Annotated in this window: 19 protein-coding genes, 1 pseudogene and 1 riboswitch; of the genes and pseudogenes, 9 read left to right on the top strand and 11 right to left on the bottom strand. The window is 73.7% G+C overall.

The window, feature by feature from the left end:
- Position 1 precedes the first annotated feature (1 nt).
- Positions 2-487: a polyadenylate-specific 3'-exoribonuclease AS gene (locus tag FHU33_RS14450; RefSeq protein ID WP_246063638.1), complete on the top strand. Its 486-nt coding sequence runs from the start codon at positions 2-4 to the stop codon at positions 485-487.
- Positions 488-499: 12 nt separating this feature from the next.
- On the opposite strand, the gene FHU33_RS14445 is transcribed toward FHU33_RS14450, so the two are convergent.
- Both FHU33_RS14445 and FHU33_RS14440 read right to left on the bottom strand, forming a co-directional pair.
- Positions 500-892 carry a PaaI family thioesterase gene (locus FHU33_RS14445; protein WP_142027178.1) on the bottom strand — a complete coding sequence of 131 codons (393 nt, stop codon included), beginning with the start codon at positions 890-892 and terminating at the stop codon, positions 500-502.
- An 80-nt stretch (positions 893-972) separates the two neighbouring features.
- Positions 973-3,108 carry a methyl-accepting chemotaxis protein gene (locus tag FHU33_RS14440; protein ID WP_142025962.1) on the bottom strand — a complete coding sequence of 712 codons (2,136 nt, stop codon included), beginning with the start codon at positions 3,106-3,108 and terminating at the stop codon, positions 973-975.
- Positions 3,109-3,489: 381 nt separating this feature from the next.
- Here FHU33_RS14440 and FHU33_RS14430 point away from each other — a divergent pair, with 381 nt between their 5' ends.
- The 4 genes from FHU33_RS14430 to FHU33_RS14415 all read left to right on the top strand — a co-directional run bounded on the left by FHU33_RS14430 (position 3,490) and on the right by FHU33_RS14415 (position 7,936).
- Entirely contained in the window at positions 3,490-4,515 is a 1,026-nt protein-coding gene (locus FHU33_RS14430) for a 6-phosphofructokinase (protein WP_142025961.1), read from the top strand.
- 28 nt (positions 4,516-4,543) lie between these two features.
- On the top strand, positions 4,544-5,881 hold the full coding sequence (locus FHU33_RS14425) for a class II 3-deoxy-7-phosphoheptulonate synthase (RefSeq protein ID WP_142025960.1): 1,338 nt from the start codon (positions 4,544-4,546) through the stop codon (positions 5,879-5,881).
- Complete coding sequence (locus FHU33_RS14420; RefSeq protein ID WP_142025959.1) at positions 5,874-6,884, top strand: threonine aldolase family protein; 1,011 nt, start codon at positions 5,874-5,876, stop codon at positions 6,882-6,884. The genes FHU33_RS14425 and FHU33_RS14420 overlap by 8 nt, the downstream gene beginning before the upstream one ends.
- Positions 6,885-7,015: 131 nt before the next feature.
- Entirely contained in the window at positions 7,016-7,936 is a 921-nt protein-coding gene (locus FHU33_RS14415; protein WP_142025958.1) for a DUF559 domain-containing protein, read from the top strand.
- Between the two features lie 50 nt (positions 7,937-7,986).
- Here the strand turns inward: FHU33_RS14415 and FHU33_RS14410 are convergent, their stop codons facing one another.
- From FHU33_RS14410 to FHU33_RS14395, 4 genes are all read right to left on the bottom strand, one after another.
- Positions 7,987-8,877 (bottom strand): deoxyribonuclease IV, encoded by an 891-nt coding sequence (locus tag FHU33_RS14410; RefSeq protein WP_142025957.1) that lies wholly within the window; start codon positions 8,875-8,877, stop codon positions 7,987-7,989.
- 2 nt (positions 8,878-8,879) lie between these two features.
- Positions 8,880-10,874: a Stk1 family PASTA domain-containing Ser/Thr kinase gene (gene pknB, locus FHU33_RS14405; protein ID WP_142025956.1), complete on the bottom strand. Its 1,995-nt coding sequence runs from the start codon at positions 10,872-10,874 to the stop codon at positions 8,880-8,882.
- 141 nt (positions 10,875-11,015) lie between these two features.
- On the bottom strand, positions 11,016-12,497 hold the full coding sequence (locus tag FHU33_RS14400) for a glycine hydroxymethyltransferase (protein WP_142025955.1): 1,482 nt from the start codon (positions 12,495-12,497) through the stop codon (positions 11,016-11,018).
- Positions 12,498-12,521: 24 nt separating this feature from the next.
- A riboswitch (ZMP/ZTP riboswitch) is annotated at positions 12,522-12,605 on the bottom strand.
- A gap of 4 nt (positions 12,606-12,609) precedes the next feature.
- The gene (locus tag FHU33_RS14395) at positions 12,610-13,689 is read right to left on the bottom strand and encodes an alpha-hydroxy acid oxidase (protein ID WP_142025954.1); all 1,080 of its coding nucleotides are present in this window, start codon (positions 13,687-13,689) and stop codon (positions 12,610-12,612) included.
- 13 nt (positions 13,690-13,702) lie between these two features.
- Here FHU33_RS14395 and FHU33_RS14390 point away from each other — a divergent pair, with 13 nt between their 5' ends.
- The 3 genes and pseudogenes from FHU33_RS14390 to FHU33_RS25875 form a co-directional block, all read left to right on the top strand.
- Positions 13,703-14,026 carry a helix-turn-helix domain-containing protein gene (locus tag FHU33_RS14390; RefSeq protein WP_142025953.1) on the top strand — a complete coding sequence of 108 codons (324 nt, stop codon included), beginning with the start codon at positions 13,703-13,705 and terminating at the stop codon, positions 14,024-14,026.
- Positions 14,027-14,069: 43 nt separating this feature from the next.
- The gene (locus FHU33_RS14385) at positions 14,070-14,414 is read left to right on the top strand and encodes a lycopene cyclase domain-containing protein (protein WP_142025952.1); all 345 of its coding nucleotides are present in this window, start codon (positions 14,070-14,072) and stop codon (positions 14,412-14,414) included.
- Positions 14,333-14,620, top strand: a pseudogene (locus tag FHU33_RS25875) (hypothetical protein); the annotation flags it as partial. The gene FHU33_RS14385 and the pseudogene FHU33_RS25875, both read left to right, overlap by 82 nt.
- Here FHU33_RS25875 and FHU33_RS14375 read toward each other — a convergent pair.
- The 3 genes from FHU33_RS14375 to FHU33_RS14365 all read right to left on the bottom strand — a co-directional run bounded on the left by FHU33_RS14375 (position 14,617) and on the right by FHU33_RS14365 (position 18,255).
- Entirely contained in the window at positions 14,617-15,570 is a 954-nt protein-coding gene (locus FHU33_RS14375; RefSeq protein ID WP_211355135.1) for a phytoene/squalene synthase family protein, read from the bottom strand. The pseudogene FHU33_RS25875 and the gene FHU33_RS14375 sit on opposite strands and share 4 nt — an antisense overlap.
- Positions 15,571-15,643: 73 nt before the next feature.
- Positions 15,644-17,137: a phytoene desaturase family protein gene (gene crtI / locus FHU33_RS14370; protein WP_142025950.1), complete on the bottom strand. Its 1,494-nt coding sequence runs from the start codon at positions 17,135-17,137 to the stop codon at positions 15,644-15,646.
- Complete coding sequence (locus FHU33_RS14365; RefSeq protein WP_246063636.1) at positions 17,137-18,255, bottom strand: polyprenyl synthetase family protein; 1,119 nt, start codon at positions 18,253-18,255, stop codon at positions 17,137-17,139. The genes crtI and FHU33_RS14365 overlap by 1 nt, the downstream gene beginning before the upstream one ends.
- A gap of 259 nt (positions 18,256-18,514) precedes the next feature.
- Between FHU33_RS14365 and metF the strand changes: the two genes are divergently transcribed.
- The gene (gene metF, locus FHU33_RS14360) at positions 18,515-19,417 is read left to right on the top strand and encodes a methylenetetrahydrofolate reductase [NAD(P)H] (RefSeq protein WP_142025948.1); all 903 of its coding nucleotides are present in this window, start codon (positions 18,515-18,517) and stop codon (positions 19,415-19,417) included.
- Here the strand turns inward: metF and FHU33_RS14355 are convergent.
- On the bottom strand, positions 19,407-20,042 hold the full coding sequence (locus FHU33_RS14355) for a hypothetical protein (protein WP_142025947.1): 636 nt from the start codon (positions 20,040-20,042) through the stop codon (positions 19,407-19,409). The genes metF and FHU33_RS14355 overlap by 11 nt on opposite strands.
- A gap of 236 nt (positions 20,043-20,278) precedes the next feature.
- Positions 20,279-21,814, bottom strand: a complete 1,536-nt coding sequence (locus FHU33_RS14350) for an HNH endonuclease signature motif containing protein (protein WP_246063635.1) — start codon at positions 21,812-21,814, stop codon at positions 20,279-20,281.
- Between the last annotated feature and the right edge of the window lie 17 nt (positions 21,815-21,831).

Here is a 21,831-nt window from a genome sequence, read left to right as displayed (position 1 = left end):
CGTGCGGCGCTTCTTCTACGACACCGAGTTCATCGAGGACGGCACCACCATCGACCTCGTCTCGATCGGCGTCGTCGACGAGACCGGCCGGGAGTTCTACGCCGTCAGCACCCAGTTCGACCCGGACAAGGCCATCCCGTGGGTGCGGCGCAACGTCCTGGACCAGCTGCCCCCACCGGCCGACAAGGCATGGCGCAGCCGGGAGCGCATCCGCGAGGACCTGCTCGCCTTCCTCACCGGGCCGGGCGAGGAGATCGAGCTCTGGGCCTGGTTCGCCGCCTACGACCACGTCGCGCTCTGCCAGCTGTGGGGCGCGATGCCCGCGCTGCCGCGGCCCATCCCGCGGTTCACCCGCGAGCTGCGCCAGCGGTGGGACGACCTCGGTCAGCCGGTGCTCCCGCCCAAGCCCACCGGCACGCACGACGCGCTGGTCGACGCCCGGTACAACCTCGAGCGCTGGAACGCGATGGAGGCGGCCCGCCGCTGACCCGTGGCGGCCTCAGCCCGAGAGCACGGCCTGGGTCTGGGTCACCTGGGCCACACGCCGTCCTTCGTCGTCGGTGACCTCCACCGAGACGACGACGAACGAGCGGCCGGCGTGCAGCGGCCGGGCCACGGCGTGGGCCATGCCGCCCCGGACCGCCCGCATCAGGGCCGTGGACGACGCCACGGTCGACGTGACGGTCCCAGCGGGCAGATTGAGGAAGGCGCAGACCGCACCCACGGAGTCCGCCAGCGTCATCAGTGCTCCGCCGTGCAGCACCCCGCCCGCCGTGCACCGCTCGGGAGCCCACGGGAGCCGCCCGGAGACCTCCCCGGGCTCGGCACGGTCGAGCAGGACGCCGGAGGTGACCGCGAAGGGCATGGCCGCGAGCAGTTCGGTGGGGGGCATCACGGCCTCATCCTGGCCCCGTCGGACGACGAAGGCCCTGTCCCGGTGGGGACAGGGCCTTCGTCGCCGTGGACGCGGGACTACACCGTGAAGACCCCCAGCAGGCGGTTGAGCTCGCGGGAGAGCCCGTCCAGCTCCTGGGCGGCAGTGCGGGCGCGGCCGACGTCCGCGGCGCTGTCGTCGGCGTCCTGGCTCACCGTGGTCAGCGTCGTGGTCACCGCGCCGGCGCCCTCGGCCGCGGTGGCGACGCTGCGGGTCAGCTCGTTGGTCGTCGCCGTCTGCTCCTCGACGGCGCTGGCGATCGTCGTCTGGTGGTCGTTGATCGTCCGCACCACCTCGGCGATCTGGGCGATCGCGCGCACCGCGGCGGAGGTCTCGGCCTGGATGCCCTGGACCCGCTGGGCGATCTCCTCGCTCGCCTTGCCGGCCTCCTGCGCGAGCTCCTTGACCTCGTTGGCGACGACGGCGAAGCCCTTGCCCGCGTCACCGGCGCGGGCCGCCTCGATGGTGGCGTTCAGCGCGAGCAGGTTGGTCTGCTCGGCGACTCCGGAGATCACCTTGACCACGTCGCCGATCTCCGCGGAGCTGGCGCCGAGGGCGGCGATGGTGGTCTCGGTCTGCTGGGCGAGGTCGGCGGCCTGCCGTCCCACCTCGGCGGCCTCGGCCGCGCTGCGCGCGATCTCGGAGATGGAGGCACCCATCTCCTCGGCACCCGCAGCGGCCGAGGAGACGCTCGCACTGATCTCGGCGGCCGAGGAGTGCGCGCCCTGCGCCTGGCCGCGGCTCCGGGCGGCGCGCTGGGCCAGGCCGTCGGCCACGGTGGAGACACCGGCCGCGGAGGCGGCGACCTCCTGAGCGCACCGGCCGATGTCGCGGACCGTGCCGGCGACCTTGTCGACGAACCGGTTGAACGCCGCCGACAGCTGGCCGACCTCGTCGGAGCGCGAGTCGTCCATCCGCTGGGTCAGGTCGCCCTCGCCGTCGGCGATCTCGGCCATCCGGTCGCGCAGGTGGTGCAGGGGGCTGGTGAGCCGGCGGCCGATCCAGTAGGCGACCGCAGCGCCGAGAGCGGCGATCAGGATGCCGGCCACCAGCAGGGCCTTCAGCATCGACGAGCGGCCGTCGGCGAGGGAGTCGACCGGGCCGGAGAAGTCGCCGTCGCGGGCGACGGTGGCGATCACCCAGTCCCACGGGGCGTAGTAGGTGAGGCGCACCGTCGTGGGCCCGGCGTCGGGGTCGAGATACCGGACGGTCGCCTGCTCGCCGTCCGCCAGGCCGACGGCCGCATCGACCATCTGCTGCACGTAGGGGGCGCCCTCGGCGTCGGTGGCCTCGAGCATGTTCTCGCCGTCCCGGACGGCGTCGGGGCTGATGAGCACGGTGCCGGCGCGGTCGCCGGTGCCGCCGTAGACCTCGATGTGCCCGGTGTCGCCGACGGTCGTCCCGTTCAGGCTCTCCCGCAGCGCGGGCAGGTTCTCCTGCCTGACGCCGACGTAGAGCACGCCGGTCACGTCGCCGGACGGACCGAACAGGGGCGCGTAGGCCGACACCAGCCAGGAGTCGACGACGAATGCGTTGCCGCGGAAGGTCTCGCCGCTCATCACGGTCGCGACGACCCCGTTGGGGGTGCCGTCCGGGTTGGTGGCGGGGATGTAGGTGCCGATGGCTCGGGCGCCGCCGGACTCCACGTTGGTGGCCACCCGCAGGAAGCTTCCGTCGGGGGTGCGCTGGAAGATCGTCACGGTGGCGCCGACCATCGACTTGATCGTGTCGACCACCGGGGTGGGGACGGCGGGGTCGCTGTTCTGGCCCAGCCACTGGTCACCCGCCAGCGCCTGCGGCAGCGCGACCGGGGTCACCTCGCCGGTGAACTGGTTCTTGGCCTGCCAGACGACCGGGGGCCGGCGCGGATCGTCCTCGATGGTGAAGCCGCCGGCCTGCGCCAGGACGTAGTGCGCCGCCGCGAGGTCGGAGTCGACCTTGGCCGCGGTCGAGGCGCCCTGGGTGGCGACGACGTCGTGCACGCCCGCCGCGGTCCGGGAGACGGTCTGGTCCACGAGGGCGCGGACGTCCCGCTCGGCGTCGTCGGCGAACATGCCGCTCTGCCAGGCGCTGACACCACCCATGGCCACGCCGGTCACGGCGACGCTGGCCACCGCCAGCGCCACCACCTTGGTCCTGATGCCCCAGCCGCTCGGGCCTGCCCAGCTGGGCATCGCAATCCTGCGCATGTCCGGTTCCCTCGTGTGTCGTCCGCGGCTTCTCGTTCAGCTGTCGCTCCGGTACTCGGCAGCTGGACCGCCGACCGGTACCCATCGGCAGGATCGTGACCGGAGCGACACCGGACGGACGGCGGGAAGGAGCCACCATGACCATCGACCGGATCGAGCCGCCCCTCACCGGCGGCGAGCGGGAGACGCTGCGCGCCTACCTCGACTGGCACCGGGCCACGCCCGGCACAACGGGCACGCGGACCTGACCGCGCGGGGATCGACGGCGTCACCGGGGTCTGGCGACTTGCCTGTGCCGCCGTGACCTGCGGCATCATGTCGTCGTCCAACCTTGCGAGGCCCCGACTCCTTTCCCGGAGGACCAGCATGCGGATCGGCATCCTGACCGGCGGCGGTGACTGCCCCGGGCTCAACGCCGTGATCCGGGCCGTGGTCCGCAAGGGGATCGGTGAGCACGGCGACGAGATCGTCGGTTTCCGCGACGGGTGGCGGGGCGTGCTGGAGAGCGACACCGTGCCCATGGACCTGGGGTCCGTCCGCGGGATCCTGCCGCGCGGGGGCACGGTGCTCGGGACCTCGCGCACGAACCCCTACGCCGTCGAAGGCGGCCCGGAGCGGGTGCTCGCCACCGTCGAGCGACTGGGCATCGAGGCGCTGATCCCGATCGGCGGCGAGGACACGCTGGGAGTGGCCACCCGGCTGGCCGGAGCGGGGGTGCGCGTGGTCGGCGTGCCGAAGACCATCGACAACGACCTCGACTCCACCGACTACACGTTCGGCTTCGACACGGCCGTCGGCGTCGCCATGGAGGCGATCGACCGGCTGCACACCACCGGCGACAGCCACCACCGCACCCTGGTCGTGGAGGTGATGGGCCGGCACGCCGGGTGGATCGCGCTGCACGCCGGGATGGCCGGCGGGGCGAACGTCGTCCTCATCCCGGAGAAGCCGTTCGACGTCGACGGGGTCGTGGCGCACTGCCTGCACCGCTTCGGGTCCGGGTACTCGCCGATCGTCGTCGTCTCCGAGGGGGCCAAGCCCAAGGACGGCGACCTGATGCTCTCCACGGGGGAGAGGGACGCGTTCGGGCACGTGCGGCTCGGCGGGATCGGGGCCGCGCTGGCCTCGCTGATCGAGGAGCGCACCGGCCGGGAGGCGCGGGCCGTCGTCCTCGGGCACATCCAGCGCGGTGGCACGCCCTCGCCCTTCGACCGGGTGCTGGCCACCCGGTTCGGGCTGGCCGCCGTGGACGCCGTCCACGACGGGCAGTCGGGGGTGATGGTGGCCCTGCGCGGCACCGACATCGTGCGGGTGCCCCTGAGCGCGGCGACCGCCCAGCTCAAGCTGGTCCCCCCGGAGCGGTACGCGGAGGCGGAGGTCTTCTTCGGGTGAGCTGCGCGCCCGCCGTACCCTCGGGTGCGTGAGCCTCCCCGAACCTGCTGAGCTGGTGCCCGGTCTCGACCGGTGGAAGGACCTCCCCGCCGCCCAGCAGCCGCAGTGGCCCGACCGTGCCGCTCTCGACGCCGTTCTCGGCACGCTGTCGACCGTGCCGCCCATCGTCGCGCCGGCGGAGATCGACGGGTTGCGTGCGCAACTGGCCGAGGTCGCCCAGGGCAAGGCGTTCCTGCTCCAGGGCGGCGACTGCGCGGAGACCTTCGACCTCAACACCGAGCCGCACCTGCAGAGCACCACGCGGACGCTGCTGCAGATGGCCGTCGTCCTCACCTACGGCGCGAGCGTGCCGGTGGTGAAGGTCGGCCGCGTGGCCGGGCAGTACGCCAAGCCGCGCTCGTCGGACACCGACGCTCTCGGTCTGCCCTCCTACCGGGGCGACATGGTCAACGACCTGGAGCCGGTGCTCGAGAAGCGGATCCCGGACCCGTACCGGCTGGTCCGCGCCTACGCGAACTCGGCCGCGGCGATGAACATGATCCGCGCCTACGCCCGCGGTGGCCTCGCCGACCTGCACGCGGTGCACGACTGGAACAAGGACTTCGTCGCCAACTCGCCCGCCGGCGTGCGCTACGAGGTCATCGCCCGCGAGATCGACCGCGCGCTGGCGTTCATGAAGGCCTGCGGCATCGACTCCGACGCGCTGCGCGGGGTGGAGCTGTACAACTCGCACGAGGCGCTGATCCTCGACTACGAGCGGGCGCTGCTGCGGGTGCACGACGGGCGGGCCTACGCCTCGTCGGCGCACTTCGTGTGGGTGGGGGAGCGGACCCGCCAGATGGACGGCGCGCACATCGAGTTCGCCTCGAAGCTGGCCAACCCCGTCGGCGTGAAGATCGGCCCGACGACGACGCCCGAGCAGGCCACCGAGCTCGTCGAGCGGCTCGACCCCGACGGCCTCCCCGGCAAGCTCACGCTGATCAGCCGGATGGGCAACGGCAAGATCCGTGACGTCCTCCCGGGGATCGTGGAGAAGGTCACCGCGAGCGGCCACCAGGTGGTGTGGCAGTGCGACCCCATGCACGGCAACACCCACGAGTCCTCCACCGGCTACAAGACCCGGCACTTCGACCGCGTGGTCGACGAGGTGCTCGGGTTCTTCGACGTCCACCGGGCGCTGGGCACGTGGCCGGGCGGCATCCACGTCGAGCTCACCGGTGAGGACGTCACCGAGTGCCTCGGCGGCGCGATGGAGATCAGCGACGAGGACCTCGACAGCCGGTACGAGACGGCCTGCGATCCGCGGCTGAACACCGGCCAGTCGCTGGAGCTGGCGTTCCTCGTGGCGGAGATGCTCCGTGGCTGAGCTGATCGATCTCAGGTCCGACACCGTCACCAAGCCGACGCCTGGCATGCGGCGGGCCATGGCCGAGGCCGAGGTGGGGGACGACGTGTACGTCGAGGACCCGACCGTGCGGGCGCTCGAGGAGCGGACGGCGGAGCTCTTCGGCCACGAGGCGGCGCTGTTCGTGCCCTCGGGGACCATGGGCAACCAGATCGGCATGCGGCTGGTCTGCGAGCCGGGTCAGGAGATCCTCTGCGACGCCGACGCGCACGTCGTCACCTACGAGATGGGTGCGGCGGCGGCGATCTTCGGGATCTCGACGCGCACGGTGGTGTCGTCGGGGGGCCGGCTCGATGCCCAGCAGCTCATCGACCAGGTGCGACCGCAGGACAACTGGCACCTCACCGCCACCGCCGCGATCGCCGTCGAGAACTCGCACAACCGGGGCGGAGGCCTCGTCCAGCCCCGCGATGAGCTGCAGAGGCTCTGGGACTGGTCGCGGGAGGCCGGCGTCGCCGTGCACCTCGACGGTGCGCGGATCTGGAACGCCTCGATCTCCTCCGGGATCGACCTCGCCACCTACGGCAGGTTGGCCGACACGGCGTCGGTCTGCTTCTCCAAGGGCCTGGGGACGCCGGTCGGCTCGGTGCTGGTGGCGTCGGCGGAGCGGATCGCGACCGCGCGGCTGTGGCGCAAGCGGCTCGGCGGCGGCATGCGCCAGGTAGGCGTCCTGGCCGCCGCCTGCACCTACGCGCTGGACCACAACCTGGCCCGCCTGGCCGAGGACCACGAGCACGCGCAGGTACTGGCCAAGCGGCTCGGGGTGGATCCGTCGTCGGTCGAGACCAACATGGTCGTGCTGGACGACGTCGCCGCGCCGATGCTGGCCGAGGCCGCGAAGGCCCGTGGTGTGCTGGTGAGCCAGGTGAGCGCCCGCAAGATCCGGCTGGTGACCCACCTGGACGTGGACCGCGCCGCGATCGACCGCGCCGCCGACGTCCTCGCGGAGCTGCTGCACCGCTGAGCCGCGGTCGCATCGTGCGCTGATGCGCACTTCCGGGCCGAGGAACTGCGCATCAGCGCACAGCGCTGACCGCCGTCCACAGATCCCGAGGGCGCGCACCGTCGCGGCGGTCGGCTCGGCACGCTGAGGCCGTGGCGCGGGACCCTCGGCAACTTGTCGGAGAGGCCGGCTGGGTCACGGTGCCGGAGCTGCTCGCGCACGTCAGCCGGAGCACGCTGCGCAACTGGGTGGCTGCGGGAAAGCTCGTGCGCCTCCGGCCCGGCGTCCTCGCGCTCCCCGGCGTCGCGGCGGACTGGCGGACCCGGCTGGCCGCGGCACTCCTGGGGCGCGAAGCCGTCGCGAGTCACGTGACCGCGCTGGCCCTGTGGGAGCTGACGCAGCATCCGCCCGGTCCCGTCCACATCAGCGTGGACCCCCGGTCCAGCGGTCGAGGTCCGGCGGGAGTGGTCGTGCATCGCGCCACCGGCGCCTGGACGGACAGGCGTCGGGTCCAGGGATCCGCGGTCAGCTCCGCCGAGAAGGCCGTGCTCGATGCCTGGGCGATCACCGCACCACCGGCGATCGCGGCCATCCGGGCGGCGGCGATCACCGGTGTCCGCCGCCGCATCTGCTCAGCTCGCGAGCTGCGCCACGAGCTGTCGAGGAACACTTCCCTGCGCGGCCGCGCTGAGCTGTCCCGCCTCGTCGACCTGCTGGCTGACGGCTGTCAGAGCGAACTCGAGATCTGGGGCTGCCTGCACGTCCTGCGTGCGCCGGGCATGCCGCGGTTCGTGCAGCAGCGCCGCGTGGCGGTCGGCGCCGAGACGTTCGTGCTCGATGCCGCGTGCGAGGAGTCGATGCTCGCGGTCGAGATGGACGGGGCCGCCTGGCACGGGTCGCGGGCTCAGCGCGAGCGCGACATCAGGCGCGATGCGCTCCTGGCGACGGTGGGCTGGCAGACCCTGCGCTTCAGCTTCGCCCGCCTGACGCGTTCACCGGAGGCATGCCGCCACGAGATCGTCGCCGTCCACACCGCCCGGCTCCGCCTCCTTCGGGGAGGCACTGTGCGCTGATGCGCACTTCCAGGCCGAGGAACTGCGCATCAGTGCACAGCGCCGCGGCCTCAGGCGGCGGCGCGGGCTTGCACGAGTGAATTGAGCAGCGCGATGTCGCGCTTGTGGCCGGCGGACGGCGAGCCGTCGAGCTCGGACGGCGTCTCCACCACCACGGGGACGCCGGACGTCGAGGGGTGGACCAGCAGCTCCGCGAACGGCGCCACCCCGATCGAGCCCTCGCCGATCGTCGTGTGCCGGTCCCGCTTGGAGCCGCACTCGTCGAGCGAGTCGTTGGCGTGCACCAGCCCGAGCCGGCCCGGGCCCACGGTGGCGGTCAGGGCGTCCAGGGTCGCTGTCATCCCGCCCGGCACCGCCAGGTCGTGGCCGGCCGCCCAGGCGTGGCAGGTGTCGAAGCAGACGCCGAGCAGCGGATGGTCCTCCAGCGCCGCGAAGTAGGGGCCGAGGTCCTCGACCGTGGCGGCCAGGGCCTTGCCGCCACCGGCCGTGGGCTCGATCAGCAGCCGGGGCCCGCCGTCCGGTGCGGCGTCCAGCACCGGCAGCAGGCGGTCGTGCAGCTGGCGCAGCGCCGCCTCGTAGCGGTCCTCGCCCACTGCTGAGCCCGCGTGCACGACGACGCCGGCGCAGCCGAGCTCCGCGCCACGCCGCAGGTTGTGCGCGATGGAGGCGATCGACTGCTCGACGGTCGCCTCGGTGGGGGAGCCGACGTTCACCAGGAACGGCGTGTGGATGAACGAGGGCACGGACCGTTCCGCGCAGCCCTCGATGAAGAGCGCGTCCTGCCTCGGGTCGCCGGCGGTCAGCTTCCAGCCGCGCGGGTTGCCCACGAACACCTGCACGGCGCGGGCGCCGACGGCGTCGGTGTAGGCGAGCCCGCCCTTGGCGAGGCCGCCCTTGATCTGGATGTGCGCCCCGATGGGGGGCGTGGAACGGGGGAGCACCGCTAGAAGGCCACCAGGATCTTGACCGCGGTCCCCTGCTCGACGCTCTCGCCTGCGGCGGGCTGCTGCTGACGCACCTTGTTGCCGAAGAACTTGGTGGCGTCCACGGTGAGCCCGGCGGCCTGCAGGGCGGCGGTCGCCTCGTCCTCCTTCATGCCCGTCACGTCGGGCACGGTGACCAGCGGAACCCCGGCGGAGACGACGACGGTGACCTCGCTGCCGTAGGGCGCGGGCCCGTCGGCCGGGCCGGGGCTGACCGACATGACCTCGCCGGTGTCGACGGCGGCGCTGCGGCCGTCCTCGCCACGCGCGACGGTGAAGCCGAGCGCCTCGAGGTTGGCCTGCGCCTGCTCGGGGCTCTGTCCAGTCACGTCCGGGACCGGCACCGGCGCGTGCCCGGCGCTGACGACGACCGTGACGACCTGGTCGCGCCGCAACTCGGTTCCGGCGGCCGGCACGAACCCCACGACGAGGCCCGCGGCGACGCTGTCGTCGTACTCGTCGTCCCTGGTCAGCTGGACCGGGACGCTCTCCTGCAGCTGGGCGACGACCTCGTCGTAGGGCTTGCCGACGAGCTCGGTCGGCACGATGAAGCGCTCGGGCCCCTGGGAGACGACGAGGCGGACGTCGGTGCCGCGGATGGCCTCCCCGACCCCGGGCTCGGTCGACATGACGACGCCGGCCGGGAACTCCTCGCTCCAGACCTCCTCGCAGCAGTCGGGGTCGAGCCCGGCCCCCTGCAGCAGGTCGATCGCGGCGGCCTGGTCCTGTCCGACCAGCTGGGGGATCTGCGTCCACCGTCCGCTGCCCAGCCACCAGCCGACCGCGCCGATGGTGATGGCGAGCAGCGCCACGATCGCGACGGCGAACCGGGCCCGGCGGCGCCGGATGTGCTGCGGGACGCCCGGACGCGGCCGCTCCAGCCCGGCCGGCCGGCGGCCGTTGACGTTCATCGTCGCGCCGGGGCCCACGGTCGGGAGCATGCTGGTCCGCCCGGCCCGGTCGGTGCGCTGGCTGCCGAACACGGCGGTGCCCGGATCGCTGGGGTGCCGGTCATGGGGGCGCGGCCGGGTGGGCCGGTTGGTCGGGCGCAGGGTGCCCGGACCCGCGGTGCTGCGGCCGGTCGGCACCGGGACCGGCTCGATGCCGAGGTCCTTGCGCACGTGACCGAGCTCGGCGAGGAACGCGCCGGCGTCCAGCGGGCGGCCCGCCGGGTCGCGGCGGGTGGTGCGCGCGACCAGCTCGTCGACGGCCCACGGCAGCCCGGGGACCTCGGCCGACGGCGCGGGCACGTCGTGGTGCACGTGCTGGTAGGCCACCGCGAGCGGGGTGTCACCGCCGAAGGGCGGGTGGCCGGTGAGCATCTCGTACAGCACGATGCCGGCGGCGTAGATGTCGCTGCGGGCGTCGGCGCGGCCGCGCTCGAGCTGCTCGGGGGACAGGTAGGCGACCGTCCCGATCAGGACGCCGCCGGTCTGGCTGGTCTGACCGGTGCCGACGACGGCCCGGGCGAGCCCGAAGTCGGCCACCTTCACCACGCCGTCGACGCCGATGAGCACGTTCTCGGGCTTGATGTCGCGGTGCACGATGCCGGCCCGGTGGGCGGCGGTGAGGCCGGAGAGCGTCGGCTCGAGGACGGCGAACGCCTCGGCGACGGTCAGCCGGCCGCGGGCGGTGAGCAGGTCGCGCAGGGTGCGGCCGCGGACGAGCTCCATGACCAGGAACACCAGCCCCTGGTCGCTGCCCTGGTCGCTGACGCCGACGACGTTGGGGTGGCTGAGCATGGCCGCGGCGCGCGCCTCGCGGGTGAACCGGTCGACGAACGTCGGGTCGTGCGCCAGGTGCTCGGCCATCACCTTGACCGCGACGGTCTTGTGCAGGCGGAGGTCGGTGGCCGCGTAGACCGTGGACATGCCGCCACGCGCGAGCCGCTCCTCGAGGCGGTAACGCCCCTCGAGGACCAGTCCCACCACGGGGTCGGTCACGGCAGTGTCCACTCGAGCGAGTGTAGGTAGGAGTTCGGCGAGGGTCGGCCAACCACGCGGTACAGGGGGCCGCCGTGGCCCGTGGTGCAGATGAAAAACACCCCCTGCCCCCCATCACTCGCACGCTCGCGGTGGGCCCCTGCGGGGGGCCGCTCAGGCCAGGTCGAGGCCCGGGTAGAGCGGGTGACCGCTGAGCAGCTCCGCCGCCGCGTCACGGGTGCGCCCGGCCAGCCCCTCGGCCAGCGTGTACTTGGCGCGCGACGGCTCGCCGGAGGACGTCGTCGTCGGCGTCGTCCCCTCGAGGACGCCGGCGATGAGCTCGGCGACCCGGTCGAACTCCGGGGCGCCGAAGCCGCGGGTGGTGAGGGCCGGCGTGCCGATCCGGACGCCGGAGGTGTACCAGGCGCCGTTGGGGTCGGCCGGCACGGAGTTGCGGTTGGTGACGATGCCGGCGTCCAGCAGGGCGGACTCGGCCTGCCGCCCGGTCAGCCCGAACGAGCTGACGTCGAGCAGCACGAGGTGGTTGTCGGTGCCGTCGGTGACCAGCCGCACGCCGCGCTCGCGCAGCCCGTCGGCGAGCGTGACCGCGTTGTCGACGATGTTCTGGGCGTACGTCGCGAAGCCCGGCTGCCGGGCCTCGGCGAAGGCCACGGCCTTGGCGGCCATCACGTGGGGGAGCGGCCCGCCGAGCACCATGGGGCAGCCGCGGTCGACGGCGTCGGCGAACTCCGGCTGGGCGAGCACGAACCCGCCGCGCGGACCGCGCAGCGACTTGTGGCTGGTGCTGGTGACGACGTGGGCGTGCGGCACCGGGTCGAAGTCGCCGGTGAAGACCTTGCCGGCGACCAGGCCCGCGAAGTGGGCCATGTCGACGACGAGGGTGGCGCCCACCTCGTCGGCGATCTCGCGCATCGTCGCGAAGTTCACCCGGCGGGGGAAGGCGGAGTACCCGGCCATCATGATCAGCGGACGGAACTCCTTCGCCCGTGCGCGGACGGCGGCGTAGTCGAGCAGGCCGGTGCCCGGGTCGGTGCCGTAGGAGGACTGCTCGAACATCTTGCCGCTGATGTTCGGCCGGAAGCCGTGGGTGAGGTGGCCCCCCGAGTCCAGCGACATGCCGAGCATGCGCTGGTCGCCCAGCGCGCGGCGCAGCTGCGCCCAGTCGGCGTCGGTCAGGTCGTTGACGTGCTTGGCGCCCGCCTTCTCCAGCGCCGGCAGCTCCACCCGCTGGGCGAGGACGGCCCAGAAGGCCACCAGGTTGGCGTCGATTCCCGAGTGCGGCTGGACGTAGGCGTAGGGGGCGCCGAACAGCTCGCGGGCGTGCTCGGCGGCCAGCGCCTCGACGGTGTCGACGTTCTGGCAGCCGGCGTAGAAGCGGTGCCCGACGGTGCCCTCGGCGTACTTGTCGCTGAACCAGTTGCCCATGGTCAGGAGCACGGCCGGGCTGGCGTAGTTCTCGCTGGCGATGAGCTTGAGCGAGGCGCGCTGGTCGGTGAGCTCGGCGCCGATGGCCTCGGCGACCCGTGGCTCCACCTCGCCGATCACCTGGAGGGCGCCGCGGTACGCGGCCGAGGCGGCGGCGCCGTCGAACGAGTGGGTTCCTGCGGGCGGCTGGTTTCCTACGGGCGGGGTCATCGGGGGCTCCTGCGCGAGACGTCGGGAAGGTGCCCAGGCGCACGGCGGGGTCCTCCAGGCCGCTCCCCGGTGGTGGCCCACCTCGACGCGCCAGTCACGGCCCGCCGGAAGGTTATCGCGCCGGCGTGATCGCGTCCCGTGGCACCGCCCGCACGTCGGGCACTCCGCACAGCAGCATGGTGTGGGCCAGCTGGGCGGTCAGCCCGTCCAGCATCCGTGCCACCCCTGCTTCGCCACCGGTGACCAGGCCCCAGATCGCCGGGCGCCCGACGAACACGGCGCTCGCGCCGAGGGCGAGCGCGGTGAGCACGTCCGAGCCGGCCCGGATCCCTCCGTCGACGTAGACCTCGGCCTCGTCGCCGACGGCGCCGACCACCTCGGGAAGGGCGTGCGCGCTGGCGATCACCGGATCGGCCTGCCGGCCGCCGTGGGTGGACACCCAGATCCCGGCGGCGCCGGCCTGCACGCATCGCGCGGCGTCGTCGCCGCGGAGAACACCCTTGGCGACCACCGGAAGGCCGGACAGCTCCCCGAACCGGCCGATGTCGTCGAAGGTCCAGACGGGGGATTCCGCGGCGACGGAGCCGGATGCCGGCACGTTGCCCGGCGGCAGGTCGGCCGGGACGGCGAAGTCGTTGGCGACGTCGCGCAGACGGCGGCCGAAGACCGGCAGGTCGACGGTGAGGACGAGCGCGCGGTAGCCGGCCTGCCCCGCCCGGCGGGCGAGGTCGTCGGTGTGGGCGGGGGAGTGCTGCCGGTAGAGCTGGAACCACTTGGGCGAGTCCGCCTCGGTGGCGGCGACGGCGGCCAGTGGAGCGGTCGCCGACGTCGACACCGTCATCAGCGCACCCGCGGCGGCGGCACCCCGCGCGGTCCCGCGCTCGCCGTCGGGATGCGCCAGGGCCTGGAAGGCCCACGGGGCGACGCCGATCGGCGTCGCGACCTCGCTGCCGAGCAGGGACGTGCCGAGCCGGACCGCCGACAGGCCGCCCAGGACGCGGGGCCGCAGGCGCCACGACCGCCAGGCGGCGGGGGCTTCCCCGAGCGTGACCTCGGACTCCGCACCGCCGGCGTAGAAGTCGGCGACCGCCGGCGGGAGGAGGGTGCGGGCCTGGTCCTCCAGGGCGGCCAGATCGAGGTGCTCGGGACCCGTGCCGGGCAGGTACGCGGCGGGGTCGGACGTCGGAGCCATAGGCTGGGACTCTATGGACACGCTCACCCCCGCGGAGGTCGCCCAGCTCCTGGGCACCTCGCCCAACCGGGTCCGCCAGCTGCTGCGCGACCGGAAGCTCATGGCCGTCCCCGGCAGCGGCAACGGCAAGATCCCCGCCGACTTCGTGCAGGACGGCGTGATCCTCAAGCATCTGCCGGGGCTGCTGACCGTGCTCGAGGACGGCGGCTTCACCGACGAGGAGGCCTTCGACTGGCTGTTCCGGGAGGACGACACGCTTCCCGGCACGCCGGTGCAGGCGCTCCGCGACGACCGGCACACCGAGGTCACCCGCCGGGCCCAGGCCCTGGCGTTCTGAGCGGGGTGCATCCGGACGGCGGCACCGGGACGAAGCTGATCCCGTGGGCTCCCTGACGTACCTGGCGCTGCTCGCCGGGTGCCTCGTGGTCACCGCGCCGCTCGAGATCGTCCTGAAGGTGCGGGTCTACGCCCGCTGGCGCCGCTTCCTGCTGGCGGCGCTGCCCGAGTTCGCCGTCTTCGTCGTCTGGGTGCTCTACGCCATCGCGCAGGGGCACTGGGACTACAGCGACGAGCTGACCCTCGGCGTCCGGCTGCCCGGCGGCATCCCGCTCGAGGAGGTGCTCTTCTTCGTCGTCGTCCCGCTGTGCTCGGTGCTGGCGCTGGAGGCGGTGCGCCGGGTGACCGGCTGGGACGCCGGCTATCCCGCCGAGGAGGCCGAGCGGTGACCTACTCCACCCTTGCGCTGCTCGCCGTCGTCGGCGTCCTCGTCGTCGACCTGGCCGTCTACCGGACGCGGATGGTGACCCGGAAGGTCTTCTGGACCGCCTACGCGATCATCGTGACCTTCCAGCTGCTGATGAACGGCGTGCTCACCGGGCTGGACGTCGTGACCTACGACCCGGACACGATCTGGGGCCCGCGCATCGCCTACGCACCGGTGGAGGACCTGCTCTTCGGCTTCGCCATGGTCACCCTGACCCTGGCCAGCTGGGCGGCGGTCAACCGGCGGGCGAACACCGCCAGGCGCCGCGGTTTGGACACCGACACCCGCCGGTCGAGCACCCGGTAGTCCGCGCGCTCGATCTCGGTGAGGATGCCGCCGTAGAGGGCGGTCGCCGCCCGCACGCAGTCGCGCGACTCCGGCGCCAGCAGGGGCGTGCCGGGGGCGGCGTCGTCGTACCGGCGGCGGACGACGGCGACCATCTCACGCATCAGCGCGGCGAACCGCTCGTCGTGCCGCTTCTGCACCAGCTGCTCGCGGGTCACCCCGTGCGCGGCCATGGCATCGGCAGGCAGGTAGACCCGGCCGCGGTCGACGTCCTCGGCGACGTCGCGCAGGAAGTTCGTCAGCTGGAACGCCTCGCCGAGCGCGATGGCGTACGGCGCGGCCTCCTCGCGGGTCACCCCGCGCGCGGTCCCGAGGACGGGCAGCACCTGCAGGCCGATGACCGACGCCGAGCCCCACATGTACCGGTCCAGGGCGGCCATGTCGGGATAGGAGTCGACGTCGAGGTCGCTGGTCATCGCGGCGAGGAAGTCGACCAGGTGCTCGACGGCGATGTCGTGACGGCGGTAGGTGTGCACCAGCGCCAGCCGGACCGGATCGTCGGACCAGCCCGCCTCCAGCTCGGCCAGCACCGCCCGCGACCACTCGGCGAGGTCGCCCTCGGGATCGGCGCCGGGATGGTCGACGAGGTCGTCGGCGGTGCGGGCGGCGGCGTAGAGCGCGTGCACGGCCGGGCGCCGGTCGGGGGTCAGCAGCCGGGTCGCCAGGTGGTAGCTCTTCCCGTGCCGGGCGGCGATCGCGGCGCAGTGCCGGTAGGCGGCGGCCAGCTGCTCCTGCCGGGCCGCCTGGGTGCCCGGGGGCCGCAGCAGCGTCACGAGTCCTCCTCGCTGGCGCTCGTCGGCCTCGTGCCGAAGCGTGCTCTGCCTCTGGACGACCTCGCGAGCTCGGTCATCTCGGCACCGGCCCGGTGATCCGCTCGGCGGCCAGCCGGCCGCTGATCAGCACCATCGGCACCCCGACGCCGGGCTGCACGGACGAGCCGGCGAGGACCACGTTCTCCGGGCCGCGGCGGGGGAGGGTCGAGGGCCGGAAGGGCCCGGTCTGACCGAAGGTGTGCGCGAGGGCGAACGGGGTGCCCGCAGCCATGCCCTGGGCGGCCCAGTCCAGCGGCGTCGCCATCTCCTCCACCTCGATCGCGCCGGTCAGCCCGGTCCAGCCGCGGGCCTCCAGGATGGCCAGCACCTCGTCGCGGTAGCGGGGGCCGAGCGTCGTCCAGTCCAGGTCGGGGTTGCCGCCGCTGCGCCGGTCCAGGTTGGGCGTCGGGGCGACGATGCTCAGCACCTGGCCGCCCTCGGGGGCGAGGCTGCGGTCGGTGCGGCTCGGCATGCTGACCAGCAGGCTGGGGTCGGTCATCGGTCGGCCGGCGCGCGTCAGGTCCTCGAACACCCCGCGCCACGACTCGCCGAAGCTGATCGTGTGGTGCGCCTGGCCGGGCAGCTCGGAGCGCACGCCCACGTGGAGGGCGACGCAGGACGGCGAGTACACCGGCCGGCGGGGCGGCCGGAGCCCGGGTACGAGCTGCCAGGGCTGGTCGGCGGTGACGACGACGGCGTCAGCGGGCAACCGCTCGCCGGCCGACGTCCGGACCGCGGTGATCCGGGAGCCATCGACCTCCAGTTCGGCGTCGGCGTCGTAGCGGAAGGTGACCCCCGCGTCGGCCGCGGCGGCGGCCAGGGCGGTCGGGACGGCGGCGATCCCACCCATGGGGTGCCAGACGCCGGCCCCGATGTCGAGCTGGGCGATGACGGCGTAGGCGGCGATGGCGCGGAACGGGGAGACCCCGGCGTAGAGCGCCTGGAAGCTGAACAGCCGGCGCAGCCGGTCGTCGGCGAAGTACCGCTCGACGTGCCGGGACAGCCGGCCGAAGCCGCCGCTGCGGGCGAGGGCGAGCAGTTCCGGGCCCAGGAGGTCCAGCGGCGAGTCGAGGTTGCGGTCGATGAAGGTGGTCAGCTGCAGCCGGTAGAGCTCGGCGAGGTCGGCCAGGTACCGGCGCAGGGCCGTCGCCTCGGCCGGCCCGCAGAGCTGAGCCACCTCGGCGGCGAAGGCGTCGGGGTCGGCGTGCACGTCCAGATGCGAGCCGTCGGCGTACTGCGCCCGATAGGTGGTCTCCAGCGGGACGAGGGTGAGCCGGTCCTCGAGCTTGTCGCCGACCGCGGCGAGCGTGTCGGCCACGATTTCGGGTGCGGTGAAGACCGACGGCCCGGTGTCGAGGGAGTAGCCCCCGCGGTCGATGCGGCCCGCCCGGCCCCCTGGTCCGGGGGCGCGCTCCACGACCGTGACCTCGCGCCCGGCTCCACGCAGGCGCAGCGCCGTGGCCAGTCCGGCGAGGCCGGCCCCGACGACGACGACGCGTTCGGTGTGCCCGGGGACGGTGCGGACCATCAGGCGGTGCGGGAGGTGGCGGCCACCGCGAGGGCGTCGAGGGCGGCGCGGGCGTCGTCGGCGATCGGGGCGTCGGCGATGGCTTCGCGGGCCAGGGCGGTCCGCTCGGTGATCCGTTCCTCGACGCGGGTGCGGGCCCCGGTGGACTCCAGCAGGGCGCGCAGGGCGTCGAACTCCTCGGGGCCGGCGCCGGCGTTGCCGAGCAGGTCATCGAGCAGTCGCCGGCCGTCGGCGTCCGCGGCCTCCTCGGCGAGGGCGATCAGCAGCGTCTGCTTACCCTCGCGCAGGTCGTCGTCGGCCGACTTGCCGGTCACGGCCGGGTTGCCGAACACGCCGAGGACGTCGTCGCGTAGCTGGAACGCCTCCCCGAGGGGCAGTCCGACCGCCGTGTACGCGTCGGTGATCTCCGGCCCGGCGCCGGCGATGGCGGCACCCAGCTGCAGGGGACGCTGCACCGTGTACCCGGCGCTCTTGTAGCGGGCCACGGTGAGCGCGCCGTCGGGGCCGGGCAGGCCGCCGGCGGCCCGCAGCAGGTCCAGGTACTGCCCGGCGGTGACCTCGGTGCGCATCGTGTCCCAGACCGTCCGCGCCCGCGAGAGCGCCGCGACGGAGATGCCGGACCTGCGCAGCAGCTCGTCGGACCAGACGAGGGCCAGGTCGCCGACGAGGATGGCCGCCCCGGTGCCGAACATCTCCCGGTCGCCGTCGAGCTCGTCGCCGGTGTGGCGGGTGGCGAAGCCGATGTGGGTGGCGGGCCGGCCGCGCCGGGTGGTCGCGCCGTCCATGACGTCGTCGTGCACCAGGGCGCTCGCGTGCACGAACTCCAGGGCCGCGACCGCCGTGAGGACGGCGGCGTCGTCCTCGCCGGCCACGCCGTCCTGGGCGCCGCGCCAGCCCCAGTAGGCGAACGCCGGGCGCAGCCGCTTGCCGCCCGCGGCCAGGGCGCAGACCTCGTCGACGACGGGGATCAGGCTCGGGTCCATCGCGGCGAGCGTCTCCCGCTGACGGTCGAGGAACTCCGTGAGGGCCGCGCTGACCGCCGTCCGGAGGCGGTCGAGCTCGGCTGCTGCCAGTGGTGGAGCCGCGGGCTCGCGGTGCTGGGTCCGGGCGGCGGTCACCGGCCCAGTATTGCCCAACCCGATCGCGCTCGACCTCTGCAGCAGAGCAGGTCCCGGGCTCCGGCTCATCTTCTCCACCCTCCTCGCGCAGCGCGCGACGGTCGACCGGGAGCGGCGAGGGTCGCTCTCGGCGGTGACGGCCGAAGCCGCTGCCGATCCCTTCTTCCGTCGGCGCCGTCCGCCTGGATGCGCAGGGGTGAGAAATGTCGTAGCCCGCCGGCGCCCGCCGCTCCGGGGACCGCACGTACCGTGGGAGGCCGTGACCCGGACCGTGAACGAGCTCCTCGCCGCCGGGCGGCCGACGTGGTCGTTCGAGTTCTTCCCGCCGAAGACGCCGGAGGCCGAGCCGCAGCTCTGGACGGCGCTGCGCGAGCTGGAGCGCCTGCAGCCGTCGTTCGTGTCGGTCACCTACGGGGCCGGTGGCTCCACCCGCGAGGGCACCGTCGCGATCACCGAGCGCATCGCCGCCGAGACGACGATGACGCCGATGGCCCATCTGACCGCGGTCGACCACAGCGTCGCCGAGCTGCGGCACGTGGTGAGCCGCCTGGCCGCCGCCGGGGTGCGCAACCTGCTCGCACTGCGCGGCGACCCGCCGGGCCTCGACCCGCAGGCCGAGTGGCGGGCTCATCCGGCCGGGCTGAACTACGCCGCCGAGCTGGTCGAGCTGATCAAGTCGATGGGTGACTTCTCGGTGGGCGTCGCCGCCTTCCCCGAGCAGCACCCGCGCTCTCCGGACTTCGAGACCGACATCGCCCGGTTCGTCGACAAGTGCCGGTCCGGCGCGGACTTCGCCATCACGCAGATGTTCTTCCGGGCCGAGGACTACCTGCGGCTGCGCGACCGGGTGGCCCGCCACGGCTGCGACGTCCCGATCATCGCCGGGGTCATGCCGGTCACCAGCGCCCGCCAGATCAGCCGCATCGTGCAGCTGTCCGGTCAGGCGTTCCCCGCCGACCTCGCCGACCGGTTCGCCGCGCTGGACGGCGACCGGCCCGAGGACAAGGCCGCCGTCCGTGCGTTCGGCGTCGAGGTGGCCACCGAGCTGTGCCGGACGCTGCTCGCCGAAGGAGTCCCCGGCATCCACTTCATCACCATGAACCGCTCGACCGCGACACGCGAGGTCTACGAGAACCTCGCGCACCTCCCGGTCACCTCCTGACCGGGCGGCCCTCCAGGACGGCAGCCGCGTCGGCCGCCGCGCGGCGCAGACCCTCGCGTTCGGCGAAGTAGCCGCCCGCCAGGCCGACGACCGGCAGGTTCGACAGCAGGCGGAAGCGTCGCTTGCCCTTGGGGCGGGCGTCCAGTGCGTCGTCGATCCGGCCGAGCAGGCGGGCGACGCGCCACAGGGTGCGGGCGGTGCCGCGGATCCCGCTGCGCTGGTCCTTGGCTCCCAGCGCTTCCTCGGTGTAGGCGCCCTCGGCGCGCTCGAGCAGCGCCTGCACCTGCTCGGCGGTCAGGTCGCGCTGGAGGAGCACCTTCGTGAGCAGGGAGATCCGGGCGGCCGGGTCCTCGACGCCGTGCTCCGACGCGACCCCGAGGACGACAACGGACTGGACCGCCGTCCCGACGGTGTTCTGCAGCGGGAGCAGGTCGGCGAGCTTTCCGGCGATGCGCGGTGCCGCGGAGACGCCGGCCGCCACCCGGGAGACGCGGTCGGCCCACCACGCGTCCCGCTCCTCCTGCGGAAGGGCCGGTGGGCGGCCGAGCCGCCGGACGAGGGGCGCGGTCAGCCGGTCGACCCGGCGGAGGACGTCGACGACGACGGCGTCACTGATCGGTGCCATGGGCTCGGGGTGCCCCGGGGCTTGCGAGTTCATCCCCTGTAGCCGATGCGAGATGGTGGGCGGGGCGCCCCGTGGCAGTCATGCTGCAGTCAGGTCAGCACCCGGAGGTGCGACAGAAAGGTCGCCCCGCCCGCGAACAGCATCCCCACGGGCCGGTGCGGCGGTCAAGTCCTGCGCTCGCACGCAGCACGACGGCTGGGAACGCTCGGTGCGGAAAGTGACTGCGCGGGAGACTCTCAGTACGGGGGAGGGGTGGTGACGGCGACCAGGCCGGTCGGTGTGGTGACGGTCAGGGTGCCGTCCGGCTCGAGCCGGTGCTCCCACCCGGGCGCCTGATGCTTGCCGCGGTGATCGGCGGTGCAGTACCCCACGAGATTCTCGGCGCTGGTCGGCCCCAGCGGGTACGGGCGGTCGTGATCGAGTTCGCCGCCCCGGGGCACACGGCGACGGCAGCCCGGAAATCGGCAGCGCCGGTCGCGGGCGCGCATCCAGCGATCGAGTTCGGCCGAGGGACGGTAGCCGTCCGTCGGACCGGGCGGGCCCAGCCCGGGCCGGTCGCTGAGATCGTGGCTGCAGTCGGCCGCGTGCCGGCGGCACGCGGCCCGACCGCAGCTGCCCGCGCGGCGCAGCCCGGGCAGGTCGGTGAGGGCGAGCAGCGTGCCGGAGAGTGCGTCGGTGAGGGCGATCCGGGGTCGTTCGGCCAACCCACCTCCGCCGGTGGTCGTCAGCAGGTCGGTGAGCAGCTCACGCTGGGCGTCGGTTGCCCACCGCAGCGCGTCCAGCGCGTCCGCGGCGCCCGTGAGCCCACCCCCGGGGCCGGCCTGCCAGGCGTCCTCGTCCGCGGCGTCGGCTGCCGCGGCGGCACGCACCATCCGTTCGGCATGGGTCAGCGCCTGTCCGGCTCGGAACATCGCCTGCCCGGCGTCGTCGACCGCCCGGTCGGCGGTGACCCACCAAGCAGGCCCGGTCGACTGCTCTCCATCGACTGGTGACGTCCCTGCACCGGCGGCTGCATGCGCGCCTGCCGGCGAGGACCTGCCGGGCGGACTCGCGTCGGGGGACGACTCAGCGACGCGCGCCGGATCGGTCAGCGGTGAGTGTGGCGGCTGTGGCGGCTCATCGAGCGACCACGACGGCGGCTCACGTAGCAGCCATTCGGGTGGCGGCTCGTCGGAGGTTTCCGCCCAGAGGTCGTCGGGCGGTTCCACCCAGTGGCCGTCGAGCCACAGATCCGGGTCAGGAGATACCGCGACGGGGTCTCCCGAGGTGGGGTGGGGACAGCGTTCGGGGTCGGGATCGACGAGTTCATCGGCCAGCACCCGCCTTTCCATCTCAGCCCACCAGCGCTCCAGTTCGTCCTGCTGCGGCCACAGGGCCGGGTCGACAGGCTGCTCCCGCTGGTGCCACGCGGCCCGGTCGGCGGGCTGCTCCTGCTGTGCTTCGTCGACATCGGTGGGGCTTTGCCGGTCACAGCCGGTCAGGGCGGCGAGGAACTGGCGGATCATCTCGGCGGGGACGACCTGCGCGTCGACCTCGCCGGGCGCATCACCGCGGGCGAGTGTGGCGATCGAGGCGACCACCGTGAGCAGCACCTGCACCGGCGGCAGGTCGCTCTCACCGGGGCGTAGGACCAGATCGAGCAGGCAGTCGACCATCCTCTGTCCTCGCGTGCGCGAGTCGTCGTCTCCGTCGAGGGCCTCCGCGCAGGCGATCAGTGCCCGGTACAGCGCCTGGGCCTCCGGCATGGTGGTGACCACGGTGACGGTGGCCATGCCATCGACATCGTCCG

It is taken from the genome of Blastococcus colisei, from assembly GCF_006717095.1.
Classification (GTDB): Bacteria; Actinomycetota; Actinomycetes; order Mycobacteriales; family Geodermatophilaceae; genus Blastococcus_B; species Blastococcus_B colisei.
This window is presented reverse-complemented; position numbering and strand designations above follow the sequence as displayed.